17 protein-coding genes and 1 pseudogene are annotated in these 15,920 nt (G+C 65.8%); 4 read left to right on the top strand and 14 right to left on the bottom strand.

Annotated elements, in window-relative coordinates:
* Positions 1-59: 59 nt before the first annotated feature.
* Positions 60-620 carry a superoxide dismutase family protein gene (locus VKI00_RS05180; protein WP_324435938.1) on the bottom strand — a complete coding sequence of 187 codons (561 nt, stop codon included), beginning with the start codon at positions 618-620 and terminating at the stop codon, positions 60-62.
* A 23-nt stretch (positions 621-643) separates the two neighbouring features.
* Positions 644-1,897 carry a deoxyguanosinetriphosphate triphosphohydrolase gene (locus VKI00_RS05185; RefSeq protein WP_324435939.1) on the bottom strand — a complete coding sequence of 418 codons (1,254 nt, stop codon included), beginning with the start codon at positions 1,895-1,897 and terminating at the stop codon, positions 644-646.
* Positions 1,898-1,956: 59 nt separating this feature from the next.
* Here VKI00_RS05185 and VKI00_RS05190 point away from each other — a divergent pair, with 59 nt between their 5' ends.
* On the top strand, positions 1,957-3,948 hold the full coding sequence (locus VKI00_RS05190) for a TPM domain-containing protein (protein ID WP_324435940.1): 1,992 nt from the start codon (positions 1,957-1,959) through the stop codon (positions 3,946-3,948).
* 303 nt (positions 3,949-4,251) lie between these two features.
* On the opposite strand, the pseudogene VKI00_RS05195 reads toward VKI00_RS05190, so the two are convergent.
* From VKI00_RS05195 to VKI00_RS05210, 4 genes and pseudogenes are all read right to left on the bottom strand, one after another.
* Positions 4,252-4,464: pseudogene (locus VKI00_RS05195) on the bottom strand (glycine--tRNA ligase); the annotation flags it as partial.
* A 190-nt stretch (positions 4,465-4,654) separates the two neighbouring features.
* Complete coding sequence (locus tag VKI00_RS05200; RefSeq protein ID WP_324435941.1) at positions 4,655-5,092, bottom strand: hypothetical protein; 438 nt, start codon at positions 5,090-5,092, stop codon at positions 4,655-4,657.
* A gap of 31 nt (positions 5,093-5,123) precedes the next feature.
* On the bottom strand, positions 5,124-5,261 hold the full coding sequence (locus VKI00_RS05205; RefSeq protein WP_324435942.1) for a hypothetical protein: 138 nt from the start codon (positions 5,259-5,261) through the stop codon (positions 5,124-5,126).
* Between the two features lie 141 nt (positions 5,262-5,402).
* A complete protein-coding gene (locus tag VKI00_RS05210; protein ID WP_324435943.1) occupies positions 5,403-6,782 on the bottom strand; it encodes a glycine--tRNA ligase in 1,380 nt (459 codons plus the stop codon).
* 106 nt (positions 6,783-6,888) lie between these two features.
* Here VKI00_RS05210 and VKI00_RS05215 point away from each other — a divergent pair, with 106 nt between their 5' ends.
* Both VKI00_RS05215 and VKI00_RS05220 read left to right on the top strand, forming a co-directional pair.
* On the top strand, positions 6,889-7,302 hold the full coding sequence (locus tag VKI00_RS05215) for a metalloregulator ArsR/SmtB family transcription factor (RefSeq protein WP_324435944.1): 414 nt from the start codon (positions 6,889-6,891) through the stop codon (positions 7,300-7,302).
* 49 nt (positions 7,303-7,351) lie between these two features.
* Positions 7,352-7,753, top strand: a complete 402-nt coding sequence (locus VKI00_RS05220; RefSeq protein WP_324435945.1) for a Fur family transcriptional regulator — start codon at positions 7,352-7,354, stop codon at positions 7,751-7,753.
* Here VKI00_RS05220 and VKI00_RS05225 read toward each other — a convergent pair.
* Genes VKI00_RS05225 through recO form a run of 3 tightly spaced genes read right to left on the bottom strand, consistent with a single transcriptional unit; the run spans position 7,750 to position 9,892 of the window.
* Positions 7,750-8,166 carry a hypothetical protein gene (locus VKI00_RS05225; protein WP_324435946.1) on the bottom strand — a complete coding sequence of 139 codons (417 nt, stop codon included), beginning with the start codon at positions 8,164-8,166 and terminating at the stop codon, positions 7,750-7,752. The genes VKI00_RS05220 and VKI00_RS05225 overlap by 4 nt on opposite strands.
* Positions 8,167-9,084 (bottom strand): decaprenyl diphosphate synthase, encoded by a 918-nt coding sequence (locus VKI00_RS05230; protein ID WP_324435947.1) that lies wholly within the window; start codon positions 9,082-9,084, stop codon positions 8,167-8,169.
* Complete coding sequence (gene recO, locus VKI00_RS05235) at positions 9,044-9,892, bottom strand: DNA repair protein RecO (protein WP_324435948.1); 849 nt, start codon at positions 9,890-9,892, stop codon at positions 9,044-9,046. Before recO ends, VKI00_RS05230 begins: the two co-directional genes overlap by 41 nt.
* Positions 9,893-9,956: 64 nt before the next feature.
* Here recO and VKI00_RS05240 point away from each other — a divergent pair, with 64 nt between their 5' ends.
* Entirely contained in the window at positions 9,957-11,426 is a 1,470-nt protein-coding gene (locus VKI00_RS05240; protein ID WP_324435949.1) for an amidase, read from the top strand.
* A gap of 25 nt (positions 11,427-11,451) precedes the next feature.
* On the opposite strand, the gene era is transcribed toward VKI00_RS05240, so the two are convergent.
* The 5 genes from era to VKI00_RS05265 all read right to left on the bottom strand — a co-directional run.
* Positions 11,452-12,351: a GTPase Era gene (era, locus tag VKI00_RS05245; RefSeq protein ID WP_324435950.1), complete on the bottom strand. Its 900-nt coding sequence runs from the start codon at positions 12,349-12,351 to the stop codon at positions 11,452-11,454.
* Positions 12,352-12,375: 24 nt separating this feature from the next.
* Complete coding sequence (locus tag VKI00_RS05250; RefSeq protein ID WP_324435951.1) at positions 12,376-13,674, bottom strand: hemolysin family protein; 1,299 nt, start codon at positions 13,672-13,674, stop codon at positions 12,376-12,378.
* Complete coding sequence (gene ybeY, locus VKI00_RS05255) at positions 13,671-14,204, bottom strand: rRNA maturation RNase YbeY (protein WP_324435952.1); 534 nt, start codon at positions 14,202-14,204, stop codon at positions 13,671-13,673. The genes VKI00_RS05250 and ybeY overlap by 4 nt, the downstream gene beginning before the upstream one ends.
* A gap of 11 nt (positions 14,205-14,215) precedes the next feature.
* Positions 14,216-15,259 (bottom strand): PhoH family protein, encoded by a 1,044-nt coding sequence (locus tag VKI00_RS05260; protein WP_324435953.1) that lies wholly within the window; start codon positions 15,257-15,259, stop codon positions 14,216-14,218.
* Positions 15,260-15,343: 84 nt separating this feature from the next.
* Positions 15,344-15,920, bottom strand: a 577-nt coding sequence (locus tag VKI00_RS05265; protein WP_324435954.1) for a 16S rRNA (uracil(1498)-N(3))-methyltransferase, incomplete at its 5' end; no start/stop codon positions are given.

Genomic DNA, 15,920 nt, shown 5'->3' on the forward strand with positions numbered 1-15,920 from the left:
CAGGGATACGGCCGGGCATCGGCCCAGTGTAGAGCGCTCTCCCGTTCGACGACGCCCGGTTAACCGGTGCCGATCACGCCGCAGGCGATGCGCTTCTCGGCGTCGGGGCCAGACTCCGGGCCGTGCACCATGAGGGCCGTCTTGCTGCCCGCCAACAGGTCGTCCCTAGTGAACGCGTCGGTCGTGGTCACCAAGTAGGCGGCGCCGTCCTTGCGCACGTCCAAGGTCGAGAGGTCACCGCTAGGCGGTTCCCCGGTGTGGCCCGGGGCCTGGTAGTGCATACCGGCCGACATAAAGTCGCCGGGCGCGCCACCCATCGGGTCGGCCGAGTTGGGTTCGCATTTGCCGATCTCATGGATGTGCATGCCGTGCAGCCCCGGCGCCAGGATGCCGTTCGCGGTCGTCTTCACCGTGATGGTGGCATAGCCGTTGGCGAATTCGAAGGTGGCAGTCGCCACCGACCGACCGTCAGCGGTGTGCAGTTCGGCGCTCAGTGTTTGGGCACCGGCCGGAGTGCTCATGGTGGATGACGCCGTCGTCGGCTGCTGACTGGAACTGCAGGCGCTGAGTGCGACGAGTGCGGACATCGTGGCGGCAACAACATTGGTGTGCTTGGACATAAACCCCACCCTAGTGCGGCGGTTCAGGGCTCAGCGGTCTCGATACGTTCCAGACGCCCCTCGGTGAAGGAGGCGATCTGGTCGACGACGACCCGCATTCTCTCACCGTCGTCGGCGGCGGTGTTAAACGCCGGCACGAATATCGGGTCGAGTGTTCTGGGCGCCGCCGCCAGTAGCCAGTGCGCCACTCGGTGGATGCGTTCCCGCTGTGCGCGCTGACGCTCCTGATGACGCGGATCGGACATGATGAACTGCAACGCCAGCGTCTTGAGCACCGCAACCTCGGCGCGTACCACCTCGGGGACCTGCAAGTCGGTTTGATAGCGGGCGAGCCGCCCGGGGCGCACATCCGCGCGGGTGGCCGCGATCGCCGCCGAGGCGAACCGGCCCACCAGTTCACTGGTCAGCTGCTTGAGTGCGACCGAAGCCGCCAGCGTGGCGTCATACTTGCCGACCGCGGCGACCACCGGCAGCCCGGCCAGCCGATGCGCGGCCGCGAACAGGTCGTCGGCACGCACCCGGGCGAAGTCGCGTTCGCCCAGCTTGGCCAGCGCGGCGGCTTCGTCGTCGTCGGCGAGCACCCGCAAGTCGATCCGACCGGAAACGACACCGTCCTCCACGTCGTGCACCGAATAGGCGACGTCGTCGGCCCAGTCCATCACTTGCGCTTCCAGGCAGGGTCGATCCGCGGGCGCGTGTTCGCGCACCCATGCGGCGGCGTTGCGGTCGAAGTCGTAAAAGCCGAACTTGCGTCGATCCCGACCCCGCGTCCAGGGATATTTGGTGACGGCATCCAGCCCCGCCCGGGTCAGGTTCAGACCAACGCTATGTCCTTGCGGATCGAGGACTTTGGGCTCCAAGCTGGTCAGGATTCGGAAGTTCTGCGCATTACCCTCAAAGCCGCCGTGCGCCGCCGCGAACTCATCAAGCGCCTGCTCGCCGTTGTGCCCGTAGGGCGGATGCCCGAGGTCGTGAGCCAAACCGGCCATGTCGACCAAATCGGGATCGCAGCCGAGCCCGATCGCCATCCCGCGCCCGATCTGGGCGACCTCCAGCGAATGGGTCAGTCGAGTGCGCGGAGTGTCCCCTTCCCGCGGCCCGACGACTTGTGTCTTGTCAGCAAGGCGACGCAGCGCCGCGCTGTGCAGCACCCTGGCGCGATCCCGGGCGAAGTCGCTGCGGTGTTGGCCCTCGGTGCCCGGCAAGCCCGCGGTCTTCGGCGCTTCGAAAACCACCCGCTGGCGGTCGAAATCGTCATAGGGGTCTTGTTGAATCATCGCCGAACAGTCTGCCAGCCCCTCCCGATAGCGCAGCTGAGCGGATTAGATTATCGGACATGAGCACAGTCCGCTCGTTCGCCATGTTCATGGCCATCCTGATCACCGCACTCCTCGTGGCACCGTCCGCCGCCGCGCAGCCGCCCTTCCGGCTGACCGACTCGATCACCGACGAGGCCGGGGCGTTGGACGGCCCGGGCCGCATCGCGGTCGCGAACGCCGCCAGCAAGCTCTACGACGACCGCCACATCCAGCTGTGGGTGGTTTTCGTCGAGAACTTCTCCGGACAGCCGGCCGTGAGCTGGGCGCAGAACACCCGCTCCGCCAGCGACCTGGGCGACTTCGATGCGCTGATAGCCGTGGCCACCGTCGACCGTTCCTATGCATTCCTGGTGCCCAACCGGGTCCAGACGATCAGCCCAAGCCAGGTTGACGATCTGCGACGAAACCAGATCGAGCCCGCGTTGCGCCGCGGCGACTGGAGCGGTGCGGTGGTCGCGGCTGCCAACGGGCTCGACCGAGGACACCGATCAATGGACCGGAACGCGCTGCTGATCGCGGCGGCCATCATCGCGCTCGTGGTGGTGGGTTTGCTTGTGGCCGAGGGTTATCGACGCCGCCGGCGGCACGCGGCTGAGCTGGCTGCCGCGCGCCGGGTCGACGCCACCGACCCGGATGCGCTGGCGGCGCTGTCGCTGGGCGCGCTCAACGATCTGTCGCGGTGGAAGGTCGTCGACGTCGACAACGCGGTCCGCACCAGCTCCAACGAGCTGGCGCTGACCATCGAGGAGTTCGGAGAACAGCGCACCGAGCCGTTCACCCGCGCCGTCAGCAACGCCAAAGCCGCTCTGGCACAAGCCTTCACCGTGCGCCAACGACTCGATGACGCGATACCCGAGACACGAGCGCAGCGGCGTGAGCTGTTGACTGAGGTGATCGTCTCGGCGGCGAAGGCCGATCGTGAGCTGGAGTCGCAGCGGGAGGCATTCGAAGCGATGCGCGACCTGGTGGTCAACGCACCATCGCGGCTCGACGGCCTGACCCAGCAGATGGTCGAGCTGACCGCACGCGTCGCCCCGGCCGAACAGCGAATGGCGGAGCTGCACAACGAATTCGACCCTGATGCGCTGACTTCGGTGGCCAGCAACGTCGCGGCGGCCAAAGACCGGTTGGCATTCGCCGACCACAACCTCACCCGCGCGCGGGATCTGGCCGCGAAGCCGGTCAGCGGCGAGCAAAGCGGCCTGGTCGACGCCGTGCAGGCGGCCGAGTCGGCGCTGGGACAAGCGCGCGCATTGCTCGATGCGGTGGACAGCGCCGCCAACGACATTCACCACGCGGTCGCCATGCTGCCCTCGCTGATCGCCGACGTCCAGACCGGTATCGGGCACGCCGACGGGCAACTGCAAGGCGCGCTGAAAACCAAAGCGGCGCACACCCGCGAATTGGCCAGCGCCCGGGATGCGGCGAGTAAAGCCCTCGACGCTGCGCGCGCGACCGGCTCGGCCGATCCGCTCGGCGCGTTCACCCAACTGACCAAGGCCGACGCCGACTTGAACCGGCTACTCGCCACTGTTGCCGAAGAGCAGGCAACCGCCGAGCGCCTTAAGCGTACTTTCGAGCAAGCGCTGTTCACGGCGCAGTCGCGGATCCACGCCGTGTCCGATTTCATCGATACCCGCCGCGGCAGCATCGGGCCCGAGGCGCGGACCCGGCTCGCCGAGGCGAGCCGGGTGCTGCAAGCCGCACTTGACGAACGGGACACCGACATCAACGAAGCGATCACCCGTGTCAATACCGCGGCGACACTGGCCGACCAGGCTCAGTCACTTGCCAACGACGATGTTCGATCTACCCAAATCGCCTACACCGGACGCTACGGCGGCAACAACATGGGCGCGATGATGGGCGGGATCATCATCGGCGACATGCTTGGCGGATCGATGGGCGGAGGTTTCGGCGGCGGTTGGGGTGACGGCTGGGGCCCGACCTCGTTTGGCGGTTCGTCGGGCTCCGACGGCGGCTTCATGGGCGGCGGCGGACGGTTCTGAGCGCCCGCAGCGGCGCCCGACAAGGGCAAGGCGCGGCAGCTCACCACGCCCTAGTGTGCTGCCGCGCCAAGTCTGACGAGCCGGTCATTTCGTCCGGCTGGCTAGATAATATTGGCCACGTGGGCAATAGTCGATAACGTTGGCGAAAATTTTTCGCACAGTTGCTTCCCGTTGCTTTCGGCGACGCTCAACAGGCCGGGAGGCACGATGCTAGATAACCGGTTACCGCGCCACCCGCTCGGCGGCCAGATCGCGAGCCCTGGGGCTCAGATCGGCGTGCCGCGACAGGGGCAGCACAGCGGCGGTTGCCGGACAAGCCGAACTTGTACTCGATATTAACGGTGCGGTCCTTCGGGTGCTCCCACAACGACAGGTCGTCGGCGTCGATAACCAAATCGATGTACCACTGCAGCCGAGTATCGATCCAATATTGGTGCCAATTCCGGCGCGGCCGCGGGCTCGATGAAGAACTCCATTCACCTGTTCGAATTCGCCAGCACGGAAGACGAATTTACCCTGTCCAGATAATCGGCGACTGCGTCGAAGCCCATCCGATCCTGCGTCATCTCATCACGCTGGCGCATGTGACGGCGCGGTCATATGCGTCGAAATTCACTGCCACTTCGGCCCGTCTCACGGGCTGCCGGCCCAGCCGAACTGGCCCGGCAGCCACGGTGAGGTCTCCGCGTCAGTTCAGGTGTGCACCTCAGAAGAGGCTGGTGAGGTCCGAGTACAGTGAAGACAAATCACCCAAGAGGGTAGACCAGCCGCCCCCGTCCCAGAAGGAAAGCTCCAGCAAGCTGGCCCCGTTATCCGGAATCGGAGGCGGGGGCGAGACCGTAATGGACAATTCGTTTGTAGTGGGCAATCCAAAGAAGAAGTGATCGACATCGTTGTCGGACACATAATCATCGAGCCCGGTGACAGTGTTGTATTGAGCAATGGTATTACCGATGAATGTTTGAAAAACGTTGTCGTCATAAAAACCAGTTGCTATTGTACCCGGAACGGTGCCGTCGGTGGTGACAATTGTGGGCGTGAAATCGAAATGCGGCGTGCCGCTGCTGTCCAAGTAAAAATCACTCGTGAACTGGTATTCCGTATAAGTGGTACCACCGGCGTTGGCGATATAGAAGTCGTTCACATCGCTACCGCCATAAAGGCCGCCAGGGTAGCTAGTGATGGGATCGAAGGGGAGGGGGCGTGGGGTCGGGGACGGCGTTGGCGGTCGCCGCAAGGCCGGCGGCGGCCAGAGTGGCGGCGGCGACACCAAGGCCGGCCACCATTGCACGACGAACGATCGCGTGACTCATGGGAGACCTCCAATGCTTGACATTTATCGTGTGAGAAAGTTGAGCAGAAACCAAGGAAAGCGTCAACGAAGCCTTATAGTTTCTCAGAAATTTTTACCGCGTGTTGAATAACGTGGCCGTCGGCCGCGCCGCATCCCGCGTTCAGCAGGCCCGCAGGCGCGATCCCAGATAATCGGTGACCGCGTCGATGGCCACCCGCTCCTGCGTCATGGCGTCACGCTCCCGGATGGTCACCGCGTGGTCCTCCAGCGAGTCGAAATCCACCGTCACGCAATACGGGGTGCCGATCTCATCCTGGCGGCGGTAACGCCGCCCGATCGCGCCGGCGTCGTCGAACTCGACGTTCCAGCACTTGCGCAACTCGGCGGCCAGATCGCGAGCCTTGGGGCTCAGGTCTGCATGCCGCGACAACGGCAGCACAGCGGCTTTGACTGGCGCCAGCCGGGGATCCAGCCGCAACACCGTCCGCTTGTCCATCCCGCCCTTTGCGTTGGGCGCCTCGTCCTCGTGGTAGGCGTCGATCAAAAACGCCATGAACGACCGCGTCAGCCCGGCCGCCGGTTCGATCACGTAGGGCACATAACGGGTGTCGGTGCCCTGATCGTAAAAAGACAGGTCGACCCCGGAATGCTTTGCGTGCGTGGATAAGTCGAAGTCGGTTCGGTTGGCCACCCCCTCGAGTTCGCCCCACGGGTTGCCGGCGAAGCCGAACTTATACTCGATGTCGACGGTGCGATCGGAGTAATGCGACAACTTTTCCTTGGGGTGCTCGTAGAGCCGCAGGTTGTCCGGATCGATGCCGAGGTCGACGTACCAGGCCAGCCGGGTGTCGATCCAATACTGGTGCCACTCCGAGGCGGTCGCGGGCTCGACGAAGAACTCCATCTCCATCTGCTCGAACTCGCGGGTGCGGAAGATGAAATTGCCCGGGGTGATCTCGTTGCGGAAACTCTTGCCGATCTGGCCGATACCGAACGGCGGCTTGCGGCGTGCGGTGGTCACCACGTTGGCGAAGTTAACGAAGATCCCCTGCGCGGTCTCCGGCCGCAGATAGTGCAGGCCCTCCTCGGTCTCGATCGGACCGAGATAGGTCTTGAGCATCATGTTGAACTCGCGCGGCTCGGTCCACCGGCCGGGCTCACCGGTTTCCGGATCCCGGATATCGGCCAGACCATTGGGCGGCGGGTGACCGTGCTTGGCTTCGTAGGCTTCGATGAGATGGTCGGCGCGGTAGCGCTTGTGCGTGATCAGCGACTCGACCAGCGGGTCGTGAAACACATCGACGTGCCCGGAGGCAACCCACACCTCGCGGGGCAGGATGATCGACGAGTCGAGACCGACGACGTCGTCGCGCCCGGTGACCACCGCGCGCCACCACTGCCGTTTGATGTTCTCCTTGAGCTCCACCCCCAACGGCCCGTAGTCCCATGCCGATTTGGTGCCGCCGTAGATCTCACCGGCGGGGTAGACCAGGCCGCGCCGCTTGGCGAGGTTGACGACGGTGTCGATGACGGACGCCACGAGGTGATGACTCCTGTGTTTCGATGCGGGACGATCACGCCGGCCCTGAGCCGGTGAGCATCCGTCATCGTAACGATCCACCCCGGGCTCTTTGACATGCGTGATCATGCATGTGACAGTGGAGGTCATGTCCCCCGCCGCATCAACCGAGAGCCACGACGACATCGGCTCCGGTTTGGATGAACGCCATGAGCACGGCGTTTCGGACTTCACCCAGCTGCCGGCGCCGCCGCCGCGGGAAATCCTGGAAGCCGCCGGTGAGCTGCTACGGGCGCTGGCCGCGCCGGTGCGGATCGCCATTGTGCTGCAGTTGCGCGAGTCCCAGCGCTGCGTCCACGAACTGGTCGACGCGCTGGGCGTGCCGCAGCCGCTGGTCAGCCAGCACCTCAAGATCCTCAAGGCCGCGAGCGTGGTCACCGGCGAGCGGTCGGGCCGCGAGGTGCTCTACCGGCTGGCCGATCACCACTTGGCGCACATCGTGATCGACGCCGTCGCGCACGCCGGCGAGGACAAACCATGACCGCGCGCCGCCGACGATGCGGAGCGAAGCGATGCGGAGGAGCGGCGCAATGACCGCGCGCGCCGGCGAGCGGTCGACCCGGCAGCGCGCGGCGATCGCGTCGCTGCTGGACACACTCGACGACTTCCGGTCGGCCCAAGAACTGCACGACGAGCTGCGGCGGCGCGGCGAGAACATCGGCCTGACCACCGTGTACCGGACACTGCAGTCGATGTCCGCTGCGGGCATGCTCGACACGCTGCGCAACGACACCGGTGAATCGGTCTACCGGCGGTGCTCGGAACACCATCACCACCACCTGGTGTGCCGCGGCTGCGGCTCGACCGTCGAGGTGGGCGACCACGAGGTCGAGGTGTGGGCCGCCGAAGTGGCGGCTAAACACGGCTTCTCCGATGTCGGCCACACCATCGAGATCTTCGGCACCTGCTCGGAGTGCCGCGGCCGGACCTAGCCCGTCAGCACCCGGCGGATCTCGGCGCCCTTGTCGAGCACCATCAGGATCAGCGTGCGGAGCGCGTCGTCGCTCAGGCCACCGCCCGGAAAGTTGTAGCGCAGCATCACGTCTGCGGTTTTGGTTGAGTTGCGTTTGACGGTGGGATCGCCGGCCTTCTCGACCAGCGCCACCGACCCCAGCAGAGTACTGCGCCCCTGCTCGGCGACGCTGTCACGAATCTTCTTGGTCAACAACAGATCCCACGCCAAGATCTGGGTCAGTGACACCAGGTCGAGATCCGCGGTGATGGTCACGACCCGCAACGACGCGATGGTGCCGTCGTGCCGCACGGTCAGCGCGCCGTCGGATTCCTCCTGCAGCGGTAGCACCTCGGAAAGCACCATCAGCAATCGCTCCTGCAACGAAGGCATCTAGGCCGTCCCGAATCGTCGATTACGTGATGCGTACTCCTCGCAGGCCGCCCACAGATCGCGGCGGTCGTAATCGGGCCAAAGCTTGTCCTGGAAGATATATTCGGCGTACGCCGCTTGCCACAGCATGAAATTGCTGGTCCGCTGCTCACCCGAGGTCCGCAGCAACAGGTCCACGTCGGGAATGTCGGGGCGGTGCAGGTGGCGGGCGACGGTCGCCTCGGTGACCCGTTCCGGGTCCAGCCTGCCCGCCGCGGCCTCGCGCGCGATATCCCTTGCTGCCTCGGCAATTTCAGTACGGCCGCCATAGTTGACGCAGTAGTTCACCGTGATGACGTCGTTGCGCATCGTCATTTCCTCTGCGATCGCCAACTCGTTGATGACGCTTCGCCAGAGGCGTGGCCGCGAGCCGACCCAGCGTATCTTCACGCCCATCTCGTTCAGGGTTATCCGCCGCCGTCGCACCACGTCGCGGTTGAATCCCATCAGGAAACGGACTTCGTCGGCCGACCGCTTCCAGTTCTCCGTGGAGAAGGCATAGAGGCTGAGCCATTTGATGCCCATTTCGATTGCGCCGCAGACGATGTCGATAACGACAGCCTCGCCCATCTTGTGGCCTTCGACGCGGGCCAGTCCGCGCTGGGTCGCCCAGCGGCCGTTGCCGTCCATCACGATCGCGACGTGGTTGGGCAGCTGGGCCGCGGGGATCCGCGGAGCGGCGGCCTTCGAAACGTGTTGTGGGGGGCGGCGCGGGCCGCCGTCGGGTGACGGCGGAAGCGCGGGAAAGACCACCGGCCAGGTGGACGTGTCGGGGAAGGTCGGATAATCGTCCGGGGCAGGCGGCAGCTGTGGGAAGTGGGTGGCCTTCCGCGTGCGCTCAGCCTTCCGCTCTGCGCGGCTCACCCGGCTCGTCCCCATGGGCCACATCCTGCCTGACCAGAGCTATGCGGCGGTCGGCCAGGCTCGAATAGACGCTGAACGCCGAGTCAACCCGGCCTGTCCGCTCGATCAGCGGCAACGTTCGCAGCTGTCGCTCCAAATGCCATTGCAGGTGGGCGGCCACCAATCCGCTGACGTGGCTGCGGGCCGAGTGTGGTGTGGCCTCCGCGGCCTCCCAGTCGCCGTCGCGCAGCGCCGACATCAGATCCAGCACACCCAGCGGCGGTGTCGTCGCACCGGCGGGGCGACAGTACCCGCAGACGCTGCCGCCGGCGCCGATGTGAAATGCCCGGTGCGGGCCCGGGGTGGCGCAGCGGGCACACTCGGTCAGCGCGGGAGCCCACCCGGCGATGCTCATGGCCCGCAGCAGATAAGCGTCCAGCACCAACTCGCGGGGTCGGCGACCGTCGGCCACCGCCCGCAATGCGCTCACCGTGAGTCGGTGCAATTCCGGGGCCGGTGCCCGCTCCTCACCGGCGAGGCGCTCGGCGGTTTCCAGCATCGCGCACGCGCAGGTGTATCGGCCGTAGTCGCTGACAATGTCGGTGGCAAACGCGTCAAGCGAGACTACCTGCGTGACGATGTCCAGGTTGCGGCCCGGGTGCAATTGCACGTCGATATGCGCGAACGGCTCCAGCCGTGCGCCGAACTTGCTGCGGGTGCGGCGCACGCCCTTGGCCACCGCGCGGACCAGCCCGTGGTCGCGGGTGAGCATGGTGACGATCCGGTCGGCTTCGCCGAGCTTGTGCTGGCGCAGCACCACCGCACGGTCTCGGTACAGCCGCATGGATACCAGTTTGTCACCGCTCTGCGACTCCCACCTCATGCACGCGCCGATAAGGTCGACACCAATGAAGGACGCCGCTAACCCCCGTTTTCCGACCCTGACCGACCAGCTCTACCAGCTGGCCAGCGGTGAGGTGACTTCCGACGAGCTGGTCCGCCGCTCGCTGCACGCCATCGACCTGAGCCAATCGACGCTGAACGCATTCCGCGTGGTGCTCACCGAGACGGCGCTGGCCGACGCGGCCGCGGCCGACATGCGGCGCGCCGACGGAGACCTGGCACCGCTGCTGGGTGTCCCGATCGCGGTGAAAGACGACGTCGATATCGCCGGAGTACCAACCGCCTTCGGCACGTCGGGGCACGTTCGGCCCGCCACCCAGGACGCCGAAGTGGTGCGCCGGCTCAAGGCGGCCGGCGCGGTGATCGTCGGCAAGACCAACGCCTGCGAATTGGGCCAATGGCCGTTCACCAGCGGACCCGGATTCGGCCACACCCGCAACCCGTGGTCGCGCAAACACACCCCGGGAGGGTCGTCGGGCGGCAGTGCGGCCGCGGTGGCCGCCGGTCTGGTCACCGCGGCGATCGGCTCCGACGGGGCGGGCAGTGTGCGCATCCCGGCGGCCTGGACTCACTTGGTAGGCATCAAGCCGCAACGTGGCCGCATCTCGACGTGGCCGTTGCGGGAGGCGTTCAACGGCATCACGGTCAACGGCGTGCTGGCCCGTACGGTCGCCGATGCCGCGCTGGTGCTCGATGCGGCGTCCGGCAACGTCGACGGCGATCTGCACAAGCCGCGACCGGTGACGGTGTCCGAGCACGTCGGCATCGCTCCCGGGCCGTTGCGGATCGCGCTGTCAACCGGGTTCCCGTTCACCGCGTTTCCGGCCCGCTTGCATCCGGAGATCAGGGCGGCGCTCCAGGCGGTGGGCGATCAGCTTCGGCTGCTCGGCCACAGTGTGGTGTCCGGCAGTCCCGATTACGGGCTGCGGTTGTCGTGGAACTTCTTGTCGCGCTCCACTTCTGGACTGCTCGACTGGGCCGACCGGTTGGGTGACGGCGTGGAGTGGGATCCACGCACATTGTCGAATATGCGGATGGGACGGCTGCTTTCGCAATCGATACTGCGTGCCGCGCGGGCGCACGAAGCGGCCGATCAGCGCCGGGTGGGCTCGATTTTCCGCATCGTGGACGTCGTGGTGGCGCCGACGACCGCGCAGCCGCCTCCGCCGGCACACGCGTTCGACAGGTTGGGCGGCCTGGGCACCGACCGGGCGATGATCGCCGCGTGCCCGGTGTGCTGGCCGTGGAATGTGTTGGGGTGGCCGTCGATCAACGTCCCGGCCGGCTTCACCTCGGAAGGCTTGCCGATCGGTGTGCAGCTGATGGGGCCGGCCAACAGCGAGCCGTTGCTGGTCTCGTTGGCCGCGGAACTGGAGGCACTGGGCGGCTGGGCGGCCAAGCAGCCGAAGGTGTGGTGGAACACCGGCACCGACACGCGAGCAGACGCAAAAGCCCCCGACACGTCGGGGCGTTAGGGGCTTTTGCGTCTGCTGGTCAGGCTCAAAAGCCAAGCCGGCCAAGCTGCTTGGGGTCGCGCTGCCAATTCTTGGCCACCTTGACCCGCAGGTCGAGGTAGACGTTGGTACCAAGCAGCTTCTCGATCTGACCACGTGCCGCGGTGCCCACTTCGCGCAGTCGCGCGCCGCCCTTGCCGATCACGATGCCCTTTTGGCTGTCGCGCTCGACGTAGAGAACGGCGTGCACGTCGATCAGGTCGTCGCGCCCCTCGCGGGGAGCGACCTCGTCGATAACCACTGCCAGCGAATGCGGCAGCTCCTCGTGCACGCCCTCCAGGGCGGCTTCCCGGATGAACTCGGCCATCAGCACCTCTTCGGGTTCATCGGTCAGCTCACCGTCGGGGTAGTACGCCGGCCCGGGCGGCAACGCGGCGGCCAGCACGTCGATCAGCACATCGATTAGTTCGCCGGTGACCGCCGAGACAGGGACGATCTCAGCGGAGTCGCCGGCTAGCTCGTGCACCGCGACGAGCTGCGCGGCCAACTTGTCCTTCGTCACCTTGTCGATTTTGGTGACGACGGCGACCAATGTCGTTGTGGGCGCGACGGAACGGATCTGCTCAACAATCCAGCGGTCCCCCGGGCCGATCGCCTCGTCGGCCGGTATGCACAAACCGATGGCGTCGACTTCGGCGTAGGTGTCGCGGACCAAGTCGTTGAGCCGCTTGCCCAGCAGTGTCCGCGGCCGGTGCAGCCCCGGAGTGTCGACCAGGATGATCTGGAAGTCCTCCCGATGCACAATGCCGCGAATCGTGTGCCGGGTGGTCTGCGGGCGGCTGGACGTGATCGCCACTTTCGAGCCGACCAGCGCGTTGGTCAGCGTCGACTTCCCGGTATTCGGCCGCCCGACGAGACAGACGAAACCGGAACGGAATTCGGTCACCGCGGGACGTTGCCTGCGAGTGGCTCAGCCATCATGGTTTACCTCCTGGCCATCGGGGTCGTCGCGACTGAGCAACACGGTGCCGATCCGGACCCGTCCGCGATGGTCAGGGCCGCCCTCGGCATGCAACCGCAGCCCATGTGATACCACCTCGGCGCCGGGCAGCGGGACCCGGCCCAGCTCCAGGGCCAGCAGACCGCCGACCGTGTCGACGTCGAGGTGCTCATCGAATTCCACGCCGTACAATTCGCCGACGTCTTCGATCGGCAGTCGCGCCGAAACCCGGAACCGGTTGTCGCCCAGATCTTCTACGGGCGCAACCTCGGCTGCGTCGTACTCGTCGGCGATCTCACCGACGATCTCTTCTAACACATCCTCGATCGTCACCAGCCCGGCTATCGCGCCGTACTCGTCGACCAGCAGCGCCATATGGTTGCGGTCGCGCTGCATTTCGCGCAGCAGCGCGTCCAGCGGCTTGGAGTCCGGGACGAACACCGCCGGGCGCATGACCTGCGCGACGGTGGTGGCCTGGCCCCCGTTACTCGCATAATATTTATGCTGCACAACGTCTTTCAGGAATACGACGCCAAGGACATCGTCGACGTTCTCGCCGATCACCGGAATGCGGGAATGCCCGCTGCGCACCGCAAGCGACACCGCGTGGTCGGCCGATTCGTCGCTTTCGATCCAGATCATCTCGGTGCGCGGCACCATCACCTCGCGGGCCGGTGTATCACCGAGTTCGAACACCGACTGGATCATCCGCCGCTCGTCGGCGGCGACCACGCCGCGCTGCTGTGCCAGGTCGACGACTTCGCGTAACTCGATCTCGGATGCGAACGGTCCGTTGCGGAAGCCCCGGCCTGGCGTCAGCATATTGCCCAGCACCACCAGCAGCCGGCTGAGCGGGGCCAGCAAGACCGAAATGACTTGCAGCGGTAGCGCTGCCACCAACGAGATGGAGTAGGCGTTCTGGCGGCCGAGGGTGCGCGGACCGACACCGATGACGACGAAACTGATCACCACCATGGCCACGGCAGCGGCGAAGAGCCCCCATTCGCGGCTGACATGCCGGTGGAAATAGACCGCCAACAGCACGGTCGCGCTGATCTCACAGATGATGCGAAGCAGCACCACCAGATTGATGTAGCGGGGCCGGTCGGTCATCACCTTCGCCAGCCGCACCGCGCCAGGCCGGTCGTCACGAACCAGTTCGTGGACCCGCGCCATTGATACCGTGCTGATCGCCGCATCGACCGCTGCGAACAAACCGCCCAGACCGATCAGCACGATCGCGCCGAGTAGCGGGCCGGCCCCGTTCAATTGTCGAAGTACCTTGATTTATCCAGCAATCGCTGGTCTCTCTCGCTCTGGCGATCGTGGTGGTAGGCGTCGACTTGGTCGGCGACCCACCCTTCGAGAAGGCGGCGTTGCAGAGCGAACATCTCTTTTTCTTCGTCCGCCTCGGCGTGGTCGTAACCGAGCAGGTGCAGCACGCCGTGGATCGTCAGCAGCGCCAACTCGTGGCCCAGCGAATGTCCGGCGGCCGCAGCCTGCTCAGCGGCGAATTCGGGGCACAAAACAATGTCGCCGAGCATCGCCGGCCCCGGCTCGGGGGCATCGGGACGGCCGCCCGGCTCGAGCTCGTCCATCGGGAAGCTCATCACGTCGGTCGGTCCGGGCAAATCCATCCAGCGCATGTGCAGATCGGCCATCGCCGCGGTGTCCAACAGCACCATCGACAGCTCGGCCGCCGGGTTGACGTCCATTTGGGCGATGACGAACCTTGCGACGCTGATCAATTCGAATTCGGAGACGTCAATTCCCGATTCGTTGGCGACCTCGATACTCATGAGGGCCGCTGTCACCGACGGCTGCGGGCACTCGAGGCCCGCCGCGCTGCCCGGTTCATGCTAAGACCGGGCTCCTCGTATCGTGCATAGGCGTCCACGATTTCCGACACCAGCCGATGCCGGACGACGTCGGCACTGGTCAACTCCGCGATGTGAATGTCGTCGATGCCCTCGAGAATGTCGGCCGCCGCTCGTAATCCCGACCTGTTGCCGCCCGGCAGGTCGATCTGCGTAACGTCACCGGTGACAACGACTTTCGAGCCGAACCCGAGGCGGGTGAGGAACATCTTCATCTGTTCGGAGGTGGTGTTCTGCGCCTCGTCGAGAATAATGAACGCAGAATTCAACGTCCTCCCGCGCATGTATGCCAGCGGCGCTACCTCGATGACCCCGGACGCCATCAACTTGGGGATCAGTTCGGGATCCATCATGTCGTGCAGCGCATCGTAAAGCGGACGCAGATACGGGTCGATCTTCTCGCTCAGCGTGCCGGGCAGAAAGCCAAGCCGCTCACCGGCTTCCACCGCCGGTCGGGTCAGGATGATGCGGGTGACCTGTTTACGCTGCAGCGCGTTGACTGCTTTGGCCATCGCCAGGTAGGTCTTGCCGGTGCCCGCCGGGCCGATGCCGAAGACGATGGTGTGGGCATCGATGGCGTCGACATAGCGCTTCTGGTTGAGGGTCTTGGGTCGAATCGTCTTGCCGCGACGCGACAAGATGTCGAGGGTCAGCACCTCGGCCGGCGACTCGTTGCCGGTGCCGACCAGCATGGCCACACTGTGGCGCACTACCTCGGGCGTCAACGTCTGGCCACCGGCGACGATCGCGACGAGTTCGCTGAGGACCCGTTCGGCGAGCGCGACGTCGGCGGGCTCACCGGAGAGGGTCACCGCGTTGCCGCGGACATGCAGATCTGCGGCCAGGGTGCGTTCGAGTGCACGCAAATTTTCGTCAGCGGAACCAAGCAGGCCCACGACGAGGTCGGGCGGAACGTCGATGCTGCTGCGAACTTGAGATGTCGAGGAATCAGCAGCGGTGGTTTCGCGGGGCGTCACGTGGTTTCTGATGCCTGCTTTCTGCGGTTTTTTCAGCGGGTTAGCGCCTTGAGTCTACCGCCGCGTAGTTATCCGACCCAAGAATTAGCCGCTGGGTGAACCATCGTCGTCGGACGGTTCCCATCGCGGCGTCAACACACCCAGCGCACCCAACGCGACCGCGGCAGCAGTCGAGGTCCGCAGGACCGTCGGTCCCAACCGAACCGCCACAGCACCTGCGTCGGTCAGCGCGGCCAGCTCGTCGGGAGCGATGCCGCCCTCGGGGCCCACCACCAACATCACCGACTTCGCTTGCGCCAAAGCGAGATTCGCCAGCTGACCGGTGGCCGACTCGTGCAGCGCCAGCACCGTGCCGCCCGACGCCACCACGTCGCCGATCCGCTGGGTCAACGCCGCGGTGGACAGCACACCATCGACCGACGGCACATATGCGCGACGGGATTGCTGTGCCGCCGCGCGAGCGGCCGCGCGCCAGCGCCGCAGGCCCTTGTCGGCGCGGCCCCCGTCCCAGCGGGCCACGCAACGCGCCGCCTGCCAGGCCACCAACGCATCAGCGCCCGCCTCGGTGGCCAGCTCGATCGCCAACTCGGAGCGCTCGGCCTTGGGCAGTGCCTGTATCACGGTCACCGCCGGCTGCACGGGCGGTACCTGCCAGCGGTCC

It is taken from the genome of Mycobacterium sp. (assembly GCF_035314665.1).
GTDB lineage: Bacteria > Actinomycetota > Actinomycetes > Mycobacteriales > Mycobacteriaceae > Mycobacterium.

Bases quoted from the DNA above. Each gene is read 5' to 3' on its own strand.
- VKI00_RS05180 (WP_324435938.1), bottom strand. From the start codon at position 620: ATGTCCAAGCACACCAATGTTGTTGCCGCCACGATGTCCGCACTCGTC.
- VKI00_RS05185 (WP_324435939.1), bottom strand. From the start codon at position 1,897: ATGATTCAACAAGACCCCTATGACGATTTCGACCGCCAGCGGGTGGTT.
- VKI00_RS05190 (WP_324435940.1), top strand. From the start codon at position 1,957: ATGAGCACAGTCCGCTCGTTCGCCATGTTCATGGCCATCCTGATCACC.
- VKI00_RS05205 (WP_324435942.1), bottom strand. From the start codon at position 5,261: ATGAGTCACGCGATCGTTCGTCGTGCAATGGTGGCCGGCCTTGGTGTC.
- VKI00_RS05215 (WP_324435944.1), top strand. From the start codon at position 6,889: ATGCATGTGACAGTGGAGGTCATGTCCCCCGCCGCATCAACCGAGAGC.
- VKI00_RS05220 (WP_324435945.1), top strand. From the start codon at position 7,352: ATGACCGCGCGCGCCGGCGAGCGGTCGACCCGGCAGCGCGCGGCGATC.
- VKI00_RS05225 (WP_324435946.1), bottom strand. From the start codon at position 8,166: ATGCCTTCGTTGCAGGAGCGATTGCTGATGGTGCTTTCCGAGGTGCTA.
- VKI00_RS05230 (WP_324435947.1), bottom strand. From the start codon at position 9,084: ATGGGGACGAGCCGGGTGAGCCGCGCAGAGCGGAAGGCTGAGCGCACG.
- recO (WP_324435948.1), bottom strand. From the start codon at position 9,892: ATGCGGCTGTACCGAGACCGTGCGGTGGTGCTGCGCCAGCACAAGCTC.
- VKI00_RS05240 (WP_324435949.1), top strand. From the start codon at position 9,957: ATGAAGGACGCCGCTAACCCCCGTTTTCCGACCCTGACCGACCAGCTC.
- ybeY (WP_324435952.1), bottom strand. From the start codon at position 14,204: ATGAGTATCGAGGTCGCCAACGAATCGGGAATTGACGTCTCCGAATTC.